The organism is Aquamicrobium defluvii (assembly GCF_004363725.1).
Classification (GTDB): domain Bacteria; phylum Pseudomonadota; class Alphaproteobacteria; order Rhizobiales; family Rhizobiaceae; genus Mesorhizobium; species Mesorhizobium defluvii.
In genome coordinates this window covers 78,262-88,865 of the sequence record NZ_SNZF01000019.1, presented here as the reverse complement: position 1 = coordinate 88,865, position 10,604 = coordinate 78,262, and the positions used below count along the sequence as shown (strand labels likewise).

Here is a 10,604-nt window from a genome sequence, read left to right as displayed (position 1 = left end):
CAGGGGCCGACCGGAAACCTTCGCGCACAAACAGCACCAGCAATGCTGAAAAATCTACAAAATCAATCGGAAAGCACTACCCGCGCACAGGTCTCCTGGGTGCTTTGTCCCGCCTCAATGCGGATGCCTGCGCAGCGCTGCCGCGCCGATGCAGGTGCTGTTTGGGTGGAGGCTTTTTGCGGTCAGCACCCGCGTGTGACAGCATCTTCGTTTTTCGCCGAAACGTGAAAACGCCCTAACTCCTTGTTTTGGCGCAATCCCGAACACAAACCGTTTCGCAATTTTTCTGGAATTGCTCTAGGTTTGCCTGTGATTCGTGTTGATCGGAAGGTCTTATGCAACGCCTTGCCGGCCGGATAGTGCTGCTCTGGGGATGGCGGCGGGCGTTGGTCGCCTTCCTTGCCGGAATGCTCGCCGTTCTTGGGCAGGCTCCCTACGACTTTTCGGCGGCGTGCTTCATATCGTTTCCCGTACTCGTCTGGCTGCTCGACGGCACCACCGGCGACGGTTCGTCAAGCCGTATCGGACGGCTGAAGCCTGCATTCGCTGTGGGCTGGTGGTTCGGCTTCGGCTATTTCCTCGGCGGCCTGTGGTGGATCGGAACCGCGCTTCTGGTGGAGGCGGAAAGCTTCGCCTGGGCGCTGCCGTTTGCCATGGTCGGCATTCCGCTGCTGCTGGCCTTTTTCTACGGATTTGCGGCGGCGGTCGCCCGCACGATGTGGAGCAGCGGCATCGGACGGATCGCCGCGCTTGCAGTGGGTTTCGCTCTTGCCGAGTGGCTGCGCGGCTTCATCTTCACCGGCTTTCCATGGAACGCCATCGGCTATGCGGCGATGCCGGTGACGATGCTGATGCAAAGCGTGTCCGTCGTCGGCATGGATGGCATGAACGCGCTCGCCGTATTCGTCTTCGCGGTGCCGGCCCTCCTCGTCGACAAATCCGGACGACGGGCCGGTGCGGCGCTTCTTGCCGGCTTGCTGGTCGCGCATGCCGGCTTCGGTTATTATCGGCTTACCAGAACTGTGCCGGAAGCCGATGATCACATCAGCGTCCGCATCGTTCAGCCCAACATCGATCTGAACGAAAAATGGGACAAGGAGGTCCGCGATCGTATCTTCGCCTCGCTGCTCGCCCTTTCATCGCGTGCGCCCGTCGGAGAGGGGGAACGTCCGCAACTCATCATCTGGCCGGAAACCTCTGTCCCCTTTCTGTTTACGGACCGCCCCGACGCCCTGACCGCAATCGGCGAGATGTTGCAGGAGGGGCAACTGCTGCTCGCCGGCATCGTTCGCGAGGAGGCGGCTTCCGGGCCGGGAACCCGAACGCGCTATTACAATTCCATCGTCGCCATCAACGATCGTGGCGAGATCGTCGACGCCGTCGACAAGGTGCATCTGGTGCCGTTCGGGGAGTACATTCCTTTCGCCGACCTGTTTGCAGCCTTCGGTGTGGAACAGTTCGTCGCCGGTCCGATGAATTTCGAAGCCGGCAGCCACCGCAAGGATATCGAGCTTCCCGGTGGCGCGAAGGCGGCGCCCTTCATCTGCTACGAAGTCATATTTCCCGGCCTGGTCGCCCGTGATTCCGCGGCCGCGCAGGTCATGATCAATGTCACCAACGACGCATGGTTCGGCAACACGGCCGGGCCTTACCAGCATTTCCGGCAGGCCCAGATACGCAGTGTCGAAAACGGCTTACCTTTGCTCAGGGCTGCAAACACCGGCGTCTCGGGCATCGTCGAGCAGCACGGGATTGTCGTCGATGCGCTGGCTGTGAATGCACAGGGCGTTATCGATGCCCGCCTGCCTGTTTACCTTGCGGAAACCATAGATTATGACCACCGTCGCATAATTGGCATAATCGTGGTGCTGGTTCTTGTGACAACAGCGCTTGTCGTGAATGTAAGGCAAAGCCTACAATCGAATTGACAGTTCGTATATTAGAATTTCATATTGTACGAAATTACCAATTTCGAAGTAGGCTTTGGAACCATTCGGGCCTCGTGCAGGCCGATGCAATAAGTCGTATACTCAAGAGAAAGCCGAAGGAATTCGGCGAGGAACGAATGGCAGAACAGAACAAAAAGAAGCCGAATCCAATTGACGCGCATGTGGGCGGTCGCATCCGCATGCGCAGGAACATGCTTGGCATGAGCCAGGAAAAACTGGGTGAGAGCCTCGGCATCACGTTCCAGCAGATTCAGAAATACGAGAAGGGCACCAACCGTGTGGGTGCGAGCCGTTTGCAGGCCATCGCCTCGATACTGGAGGTGCCCCCCGCGTTTTTTTTCGAGAATGCGCCCACTGACGAGCACACGCCCATAGGAGGACTGTCCGAGGACTCTTCCATGACGTCGGTTATGGAGTTCTGCTCCAGCGCGGAAGGCATCCAGCTCAATCGTGCCTTCGTCAGGATCGGCGACCCCAAGGTGCGCCGCCGTATTCTGGAGCTTGTCAAATCTCTTTCAGATGACAATAGCGACCATTAAATGCTCTTCCGGGCTTCGCCGGGGAAAGTCCTTTCCCTGCGGCCTTCCCACAGCTTGACGACTCGCGCACTGCCCCGCTAACACGTTGCGCGCCATATCGACGCAACGCCGGGGCCAGAGCTCCGGCATTTCCAGAGGGGACATCCCGTGAGCCGTCTGAACTACCTTTTCACCTCGGAATCCGTGTCCGAGGGGCATCCCGACAAGGTCTGCGACCGCATATCCGATGAAATCGTCGACCTCGTTTACCGGGAGGCGAAAAAGAGCGGTATGGACCCCTGGAAGGTGCGCGTGGCCTGCGAGACGCTGGCGACCACCAACCGCGTTGTAATCGCCGGCGAAGTGCGGGTACCCGATACGCTGCTGAAGAAGGACAAGGACGGCAATATCCTCAAGGATGCCTCCGGCCACGCCGTCATCAACCCGTCCAAGATCCGTGCTGCCGCGCGCAAGGCAATCAGGGCCATTGGCTACCAGCAGGACGGCTTCCACTGGAAGACGGCGAAGATCGACGTGCTGCTGCACGGCCAGTCGCCAGACATCGGACAGGGCGTCGACAACGCCGCCGACCGTCAGGGCGAGGAAGGCGCGGGCGATCAGGGCATCATGTTCGGCTATGCCTGCCGCGAGACGCCGGACCTGATGCCGGCTCCGATCTACTACAGCCACAAGATCCTGGAGCTTCTGGCCGCCGCCCGCCACAAGGGCGAGGGCGATGTCGGCAAGCTCGGTCCCGACGCCAAGAGCCAGGTCACCGTCCGCTACGAGGACGGCAAGGCCACGGAAGTCACCCAGATCGTCCTTTCGACCCAGCATCTCGACGGCAGCTGGGATTCGAAGAAGGTCCGCCAGGTCGTGGAACCCTATATCCGCGAGGCGCTCGGCGATCTGAAGATCGCCAAGGACTGCAACTGGTACATCAACCCGACCGGCAAGTTCGTCATCGGCGGCCCGGACGGCGACGCCGGCCTCACCGGGCGCAAGATCATCGTCGACACCTATGGCGGTGCGGCCCCGCATGGCGGCGGCGCATTTTCCGGCAAGGACACCACCAAGGTCGACCGCTCGGCGGCCTATGCGGCGCGCTATCTCGCCAAGAACGTGGTGGCCGCGAAACTGGCCGACCGCTGCACCATCCAGCTCTCCTACGCCATCGGCGTTGCCCAGCCGCTTTCGGTCTATGTCGACCTGCACGGTACCGGCAAGGTTGAGGAATCGGTTCTGGAAGAGGCCCTACGCAAGGTCATGGACCTGTCGCCGAGCGGCATCCGCCGCCACCTCGACCTCAACAAGCCGATTTACGCCCGGACGTCCGCCTACGGCCATTTCGGCCGCAAGCCCGGCCGCGACGGTTCGTTCTCGTGGGAGAAGACCGATCTGGTGAAGGCGCTCAGGGAAGCCGTCGCCGGCTGATCGGGGTATCTGAAGTCGTGTCTCCCCGGGAAACCAGATCCGGCCGCGCCAGCGAAGCCTTTTTCGGCCGCCGCAAGGGAAAGCCCTTGCGGTCCGGCCAGACGGAAGCGCTCGCCTCCGGGCTGGGAACGCTGGGTCTCGACCTTTCCGGTCCTGCGCCGGACGATCTGCGCCGGCTGTTTTCCGCCGAGGTGACGCGGCTGCGGCTGGAGATCGGTTTCGGCGGCGGCGAGCACCTGCTGCATGAGGCGGCAACCCATCCCGACACCGGTTTCATCGGGGTGGAGCCCTTCGTCAATGGCATGGCCAAGATGACGGCTGCGCTGGAGCGTCAGCCGCTCGCCAACATCAGGTTGTTCAACGACGATGCCACGCTGCTGCTCGACTGGCTGCCCGCAGCTTCGCTCGACGGCATCGATCTCTTCTATCCCGATCCCTGGCCGAAGAAACGGCACTGGAAGCGGCGTTTCGTCAATGCGGCCAACCTCGACCGGTTCGCCCGGGTGCTGAAGCCGGGCGGGCGTTTCCGCTTCGCCTCCGATATCGACACCTATGTGAACTGGACGCTGCTGCATTGCCGCGCGCATGGCGCTTTCGAGTGGCAGGCTGGCGAGGCGGACTGGCACACGCCCTATGAGGGCTGGCCCGGCACGCGCTATGAGGCCAAGGCCGTGCGCGAGGGGCGCCCCCCGGCCTACCTGACCTTCCGGCGCGCCTGAAATCCTTTCTGTTATCTGTATCCCTGGCCTTAGGATGAGGGTGCTTGCGCCCTTTTGCATCTGATGCCACGTTGTGCCCTGAGGTTCAGCGATGAGCCGGCCGGCACGGGAGCCGGCATTGTTCAGCCCGCCCAGGGGCGGGCTCCAAGGGAGGAAATCCAGTGAAGCAGTTCGTGTGGGCATCCATCATCGCCGGTGCAATGGCCCTTCCGGCCATGGCTGAAGATTACAAGATCATGGCTCCGGCAGCACCCGGCGGCGGCTGGGACCAGACCGCGCGCTCCATGCAGACGGCGCTGCAGGATGAGAAAATTTCCAACAGCGTTCAGGTTCTGAACGTACCGGGTGCCGGAGGCACCATCGGCCATGCCCAGTTCGTCAACCAGTCCTCCGGCGATCCTTCGCAACTCATCGTCGGCGGTTATGTCATGGTCGGCGCGATCCTGACCAATAACTCGCCGGTCACGCTCGATCAGGTGACGCCGATCGCGCGGCTGACGGGTGAATATGAGGTGATCGTCGTGCCCGCCGCTTCCGACATCAAGGACATGTCCGGTCTCGTCGAAAAGCTGAAGGCCGATCCCGGCAGCGTCTCGTGGGCTGGCGGCTCGGCCGGCGGCACCGACCACATCACCGCGGGTCTGATCGCCAAGGCTGCCGGCGTCGATCCGACAAAAGTCAACTACATCGCCTTCTCCGGCGGCGGCGAGGCGCTGGCCGCCATTCTCGGCAATCAGGTCACCGTCGGCATTTCCGGCTACGGCGAGTTCGCCGCGCAGATCGAGGCAGGCACGCTGCGCATCATCGGCATCTCCAGCGACGAGCGCGTCGAGGGCATCGATGCCCCGACCTTCAAGGAAGGCGGCGTGGACGTCTCGATCCAGAACTGGCGCATGGTCGCCGCAGCCCCCGGCATCACGGACGAGCAGAAGGCTGCGATCCTGGCTGACATCGAGAAGATGGCCAAGTCGGAAAGCTGGCAGAAAATCCTGACGGAAAAGGGTTGGGCCGACACCTATCTGGCCGGTGACGCCTTCGCCGAGCAGCTCAAGGCGGACACCGAAGCGACGACGGCGATCCTTAAAGAGATCGGCCTCGTCAAATGAGCGAGTCCGGCTCGCGTAACACCCGGCGCCGTCCCGACAGGGCGGCGCTGGGCATAGCGGCAGCTCTGGCTGCCGTCGCCATCGTCATCGCATGGAGCACATCGCAGGCGGGCGGCGTGGCCGGCTATTCGCCGGTCGGTCCCAAGACCTTTCCCTACATCATTGCCGGCGGTCTTTTCATCCTGTCGATCCTGACGGCGATCGAGGCCATGCGCGGACATTTTCCCGAGCGGGAGGCGCAGGATTTCCCGCCCATGCTGTGGGTGCTCGGCGGTCTGGTCGCGCAGATGCTGACCATGAAGACAATTGGCTTCTCCCTTTCCACCGGCCTGTTGTTTGCCGCCACGGCGCGTGCATTCGGCAAGGGTGCCCTGTGGAAGACCTTTCCCGCCGGCGTGGTCTTCGCGCTGCTGGTGTGGCTGATGTTCGCCAAGGGCCTGCAACTGACATTGCCTGCCGGCCCGCTCGAGCGGCTGTTCTGACGGAGGCCCGCAATGGATACCTTCAGCCTGCTCGCACAGGGCCTGCTGGTGGCGATGGAGCCATCCAACCTGCTCTATGCACTGATCGGCGTCACGCTCGGAACGGCAGTCGGCGTTCTGCCGGGCATCGGGCCGGCGCTGACCGTGGCGCTGCTCCTGCCCGTCACCTACAAGCTCGATCCGGCCGGTTCGCTCATCATGTTCGCCGGCATCTACTATGGCGGCATGTATGGCGGTTCGACCACCTCGATCCTGCTCAACACGCCGGGGGAAAGCGCCTCGATCGTCACCGCGCTGGAAGGCAACAAGATGGCCAAATCCGGCCGGGCCGGACCGGCGCTCGCCACCGCGGCAATCGGGTCCTTCGTGGCCGGCCTGATCGCGACGCTGGGCCTTGCCTTTGTCGCGCCTTCGGTGGTGAAGTTCGCGCTCTCCTTCGGCCCGTCCGAATATTTCGCGCTTATGCTGCTGGCGTTCATGACCGTTTCGGCCGCCTTCGGCGAATCGACCCTGCGTGGCATTACCTCGCTGTTCATCGGTCTGGCGCTCGGCCTCATCGGCATCGACCAGCTGACGGGGCAGGCGCGGCTCACTTTCGGAATGCCCAATCTTTTCGACGGGATATCCGTGACGACGCTGGCGGTCGCGCTGTTCGCCATCGGCGAGACGTTCACGGTCGTCGCCCAGCGCGCGACCGGCGAGGACAAGGTGGAGACAGTCAGGGGATCGGTGTGGATGAGCCGCGAGGACTGGCGCCGCTCATGGGTGCCGTGGCTGCGCGGCACCGCCATCGGCTTTCCCATCGGGGCCATGCCTGCGGGCGGCGCCGATGTGTCGAGCTTCCTGTCCTATTCTGCGGAGAAGAATTTCTCCAAGCACCCCGAGGAGTTCGGCACGGGCGCCATCGAAGGCGTGGCCGGGCCGGAAGCGGCTAACAACGCATCGGCAGCCGGCACGCTGGTGCCGTTGCTGACGCTTGGCCTGCCGACGACGGCGACCGCGGCGATCATGCTGGCCGGCTTCCAGCAGTTCGGTCTTCAGCCGGGCCCGTTGCTGTTTGCCACCAACGCACCGCTGGTCTGGGGTCTGATCGCAAGTCTGCTGGTGGCCAACTTCATACTGCTGGTGCTCAACCTGCCGCTGATCGGCCTGTGGGTGAAGCTGCTGTCCATACCCAAGCCCTGGCTCTATGCGGGCATTCTGGTGTTCGCCACGCTGGGCACCATCGGCGCCGATGGCTCGACCTTCTTCCTCGGACCGGTACCCGTGTCCTTCGGCCTGCTCCTGCTGATGCTGTTCGGCGTGCTGGGCTACGGGCTGCGCCGTTTCGGCTATCCGATTGCGCCGGTCGTCGTCGGCCTCATCCTCGGGCCGATGGCGGAGAAAAGCCTGAGGCAGGCGTTGCAGATCAGCCAGGGCGATCCGATGGCCCTGTTCCATTCCTGGATCGCCATCCTGCTCTGGGTGCTTGCGCTCCTCGCTGTGGTGCTGCCGCTTTACCTGCGCGCCAGGGGCAAAGGCAGGATGCTTGCCCAGTTCGCGACCGACGAGGATTGAACCGGCAGCCGGCAGGAAAAACGAAAGGGGCGTCCGCAAGGGCGCCCCCTGGTCTTTCAGGCAGTGTCCGGCGCCTCGTCAGCTCAGGCGGATTTCGCCGAACTGCTTCGGGTCAATGCCGAGCTTGCGCAGGTGGCGGGCTTTCGGGGTGACGCCGCGCTCCACCGCATTGGCGGCGGCGATGGCGCTGCCCATCACGTCGAGGAAGGCGCCGATTCGGTTGAACGGCTTGTAGCGGGTCATTGTCTTTCCTTTTTCTGCATCGCATATCGCTTTGTGCAATGCAGCATGAATGTAGGAGGCATGGGCCCGTTGTTCCAGAGCGTGAACCGCATGTGTGCCTTGCGCCAGCCGCACACCTCTGCGAATTGCGGATGACGGGTGCATGCTATTGAACCAGACGCGCACTTCGTCTATATAGCGTGCAAATTCTTGGTCGGTATGACGAAGAGTGGGTCCATCCGGTCCCGCTCTTTTTTGTTACCTGCCGGCCTTCGGATCAGGAAGAACATGACGTCAGGCGAAGTTTCCGGCGACGATAGTCCCGCTCGCGAAAGCGGAGATGACCGCATCATCCGCGAAAGCGGCATCGAGGCGCGCATCGCCGCGATCATCCTGCCGGTGCTGCGCGGCATCGGTTTCCGGCTGGTGCGCGTACGGCTTTCCGGCCAGAACGGATTGACGCTGCAGATCATGGCCGAACGCAACGACGGCACGATGACCGTCGAGGACTGCGAGGAAGTAAGCCGCGCCGTCTCGCCGGCGCTCGATGTGGAAGATCCCATCGAAAAGGCGTATCATCTCGAAGTGTCCTCGCCGGGCATCGACCGGCCGCTGGTGCGCAGGAGCGATTTCGCCATCTGGCTCGGCCATCTGGTGAAGATGGAGACCTCGACGCTCGTTGCCGAGCGCAAGCGCTTCAAGGGCCGCATCACCGAGGTCGACGAGGAAGGCATTCTGGTGCTGCGCGATGTGCCCGCCTATGGCGAGGAGCCTTCGGTGCGCGTGCCCTTCGATACGATTGCCGAGGCGCGCCTGATCCTTACGGACGACCTCATCCGCGATGCGCTGTCGAAGGACAACCGCGCCCGCAAGGAAGCGAAGAAGCGTCAGGACGAAACCGACGAGGCGTTTGAAGACGACGCCGAAGACGGAAACGAATACGAAGCGAATTGAACCGTCGCGACGAAGCGGCCCGGTTCAGGGAGAAAGACATGGTTGTAAGCGCAAACAGGCTCGAACTGCTGCAGATTGCCGATGCGGTCGCGCGCGAGAAGTCGATCGACAAGCAGATCGTCATCGACGCCATGGCCGACGCCATCCAGAAGGCGGCGCGCTCGCGCTACGGTCTGGAGACCAATATCCGCGCCGACATCAACCCGCAGACAGGCGAGATGAAGCTCCAGCGCCTGATGGAGGTCGTCGAGAAGGTCGAGGACTACGCCACCCAGATCGCGCTGGTCACCGCCCGCGAGCGCAACCCCGACGCCCAGATCGGCGACTTCATCGCCGAGCAGCTTCCGCCGATGGATTTCGGCCGCATCGCCGCCCAGTCGGCCAAGCAGGTCATCGTCCAGAAGGTGCGCGAGGCCGAGCGCGACCGCCAGTATGACGAATACAAGGATCGCATCGGCGAAATCGTCAACGGCACCGTCAAGCGCGTCGAATATGGCAACGTCATCGTCGACCTCGGCCGTGGCGAGGGCATCATCCGCCGCGACGAACTGATTCCGCGCGAAATCTATAAGTATGGCGACCGCGTGCGCGCCTATGTCTACGACGTGCGCCGCGAGCAGCGCGGCCCGCAGATCTTCCTGTCGCGCACCCATCCGCAGTTCATGGCCAAGCTGTTCACCATGGAAGTGCCGGAGATCTATGACGGCATCATCGAGATCAAGTCCGTGGCCCGCGATCCGGGTTCGCGCGCCAAGATCGCCGTCATTTCGCGCGACTCGTCCATCGATCCCGTGGGCGCCTGTGTCGGCATGCGCGGCTCGCGCGTTCAGGCCGTCGTCGGCGAGCTTCAGGGCGAGAAGATCGACATCATTCCGTGGTCGCCTTCGGCCGCTTCCTTCATCGTCAACGCGCTTCAGCCGGCCGAGGTCGCCAAGGTGGTTCTGGACGAGGATGCCGAGCGCATCGAGGTGGTGGTGCCGGACGATCAGCTTTCGCTGGCCATCGGCCGCCGCGGCCAGAACGTGCGCCTCGCCTCGCAGCTCACCGGCTGGGACATCGACATCCTGACCGAGCAGGAGGAAAGCGAGCGCCGCCAGAAGGAATTCGTGGAGCGCTCCAACCTGTTCATGGAAGCGCTCGACGTGGACGAGATGGTCGGCCAGGTGCTGGCCTCCGAGGGCTTTACCAGCGTCGAGGAAGTCGCCTATGTCGACAGCGACGAGATTTCGTCCATCGACGGCTTCGACGAGGAGACCGCCGCCGAGATCCAGACCCGCGCCCGCGAATATCTGGAGCGCATCGAGGCCGAGCATGACGCGAAGCGCAGGGAGCTTGGCGTCGAGGACGAGCTTCGCGAGATCCCGGGCGTGACCACCGCCATGATGGTGACGCTCGGCGAGGACGGCGTGAAGACGGTCGAGGACTTCGCCGGCTATGCAGCCGACGATCTCGCCGGCTGGAAGGAGCGCAAGGACGGCGAGACCAAGGTCTATCCGGGCGTGCTGGCTCCGCATGGCATTTCCCACGCCGATGCCGAGCAGATGATCATGGCAGCGCGCCTCCGGGCCGGCTGGATCACCGAGGACGAAGCGGATGCCTCCGATGAGGCCGACGCCGAAGCCGAAGCTTAACGTGATGAGGATCGGGACGCCATTTGCCGGAT

The 10,604-nt window shown here is 63.1% G+C and carries 11 protein-coding genes; 10 read left to right on the top strand and 1 reads right to left on the bottom strand.

What is annotated here, in order from left to right; genetic code table 11:
* The 8 genes from DES43_RS22725 to DES43_RS14850 form a co-directional block, all read left to right on the top strand.
* On the top strand, positions 1 to 228 hold a 228-nt coding region (locus tag DES43_RS22725; protein ID WP_208110844.1), incomplete at its 5' end, for a hypothetical protein.
* 107 nt (positions 229 to 335) lie between these two features.
* Positions 336 to 1,928, top strand: coding sequence for an apolipoprotein N-acyltransferase (lnt, locus tag DES43_RS14880; RefSeq protein WP_035023443.1), 1,593 nt, complete (start codon positions 336 to 338; stop codon positions 1,926 to 1,928).
* Positions 1,929 to 2,065: 137 nt separating this feature from the next.
* Positions 2,066 to 2,488 (top strand): helix-turn-helix domain-containing protein, encoded by a 423-nt coding sequence (locus DES43_RS14875; protein ID WP_035023441.1) that lies wholly within the window; start codon positions 2,066 to 2,068, stop codon positions 2,486 to 2,488.
* A 147-nt stretch (positions 2,489 to 2,635) separates the two neighbouring features.
* Complete coding sequence (gene metK / locus DES43_RS14870; protein WP_035023439.1) at positions 2,636 to 3,901, top strand: methionine adenosyltransferase; 1,266 nt, start codon at positions 2,636 to 2,638, stop codon at positions 3,899 to 3,901.
* Positions 3,902 to 3,918: 17 nt separating this feature from the next.
* On the top strand, positions 3,919 to 4,620 hold the full coding sequence (trmB, locus tag DES43_RS14865) for a tRNA (guanosine(46)-N7)-methyltransferase TrmB (RefSeq protein WP_035023437.1): 702 nt from the start codon (positions 3,919 to 3,921) through the stop codon (positions 4,618 to 4,620).
* Positions 4,621 to 4,781: 161 nt separating this feature from the next.
* Positions 4,782 to 5,726 carry a Bug family tripartite tricarboxylate transporter substrate binding protein gene (locus tag DES43_RS14860; protein WP_133675758.1) on the top strand — a complete coding sequence of 315 codons (945 nt, stop codon included), beginning with the start codon at positions 4,782 to 4,784 and terminating at the stop codon, positions 5,724 to 5,726.
* Complete coding sequence (locus DES43_RS14855; protein WP_035023433.1) at positions 5,723 to 6,208, top strand: tripartite tricarboxylate transporter TctB family protein; 486 nt, start codon at positions 5,723 to 5,725, stop codon at positions 6,206 to 6,208. The genes DES43_RS14860 and DES43_RS14855 overlap by 4 nt, the downstream gene beginning before the upstream one ends.
* A 12-nt stretch (positions 6,209 to 6,220) precedes the next feature.
* Positions 6,221 to 7,765 carry a tripartite tricarboxylate transporter permease gene (locus DES43_RS14850; RefSeq protein WP_035023431.1) on the top strand — a complete coding sequence of 515 codons (1,545 nt, stop codon included), beginning with the start codon at positions 6,221 to 6,223 and terminating at the stop codon, positions 7,763 to 7,765.
* Positions 7,766 to 7,843: 78 nt separating this feature from the next.
* Here the strand turns inward: DES43_RS14850 and DES43_RS22440 are convergent, their stop codons facing one another.
* Positions 7,844 to 8,008, bottom strand: coding sequence for a hypothetical protein (locus tag DES43_RS22440; RefSeq protein WP_166647762.1), 165 nt, complete (start codon positions 8,006 to 8,008; stop codon positions 7,844 to 7,846).
* A 267-nt stretch (positions 8,009 to 8,275) separates the two neighbouring features.
* Between DES43_RS22440 and rimP the strand changes: the two genes are divergently transcribed.
* Positions 8,276 to 8,941 carry a ribosome maturation factor RimP gene (gene rimP, locus DES43_RS14845; protein WP_051520375.1) on the top strand — a complete coding sequence of 222 codons (666 nt, stop codon included), beginning with the start codon at positions 8,276 to 8,278 and terminating at the stop codon, positions 8,939 to 8,941.
* Between the two features lie 38 nt (positions 8,942 to 8,979).
* On the top strand, positions 8,980 to 10,572 hold the full coding sequence (nusA, locus tag DES43_RS14840) for a transcription termination factor NusA (RefSeq protein WP_035023565.1): 1,593 nt from the start codon (positions 8,980 to 8,982) through the stop codon (positions 10,570 to 10,572).
* Positions 10,573 to 10,604 lie beyond the last annotated feature (32 nt).

Bases quoted from the DNA above. Each gene is read 5' to 3' on its own strand.
- DES43_RS14875 (WP_035023441.1), top strand. From the start codon at position 2,066: ATGGCAGAACAGAACAAAAAGAAGCCGAATCCAATTGACGCGCATGTG.
- DES43_RS14850 (WP_035023431.1), top strand. From the start codon at position 6,221: ATGGATACCTTCAGCCTGCTCGCACAGGGCCTGCTGGTGGCGATGGAG.
- nusA (WP_035023565.1), top strand. From the start codon at position 8,980: ATGGTTGTAAGCGCAAACAGGCTCGAACTGCTGCAGATTGCCGATGCG.
- DES43_RS22440 (WP_166647762.1), bottom strand. From the start codon at position 8,008: ATGACCCGCTACAAGCCGTTCAACCGAATCGGCGCCTTCCTCGACGTG.
- lnt (WP_035023443.1), top strand. From the start codon at position 336: ATGCAACGCCTTGCCGGCCGGATAGTGCTGCTCTGGGGATGGCGGCGG.
- rimP (WP_051520375.1), top strand. From the start codon at position 8,276: ATGACGTCAGGCGAAGTTTCCGGCGACGATAGTCCCGCTCGCGAAAGC.
- DES43_RS14855 (WP_035023433.1), top strand. From the start codon at position 5,723: ATGAGCGAGTCCGGCTCGCGTAACACCCGGCGCCGTCCCGACAGGGCG.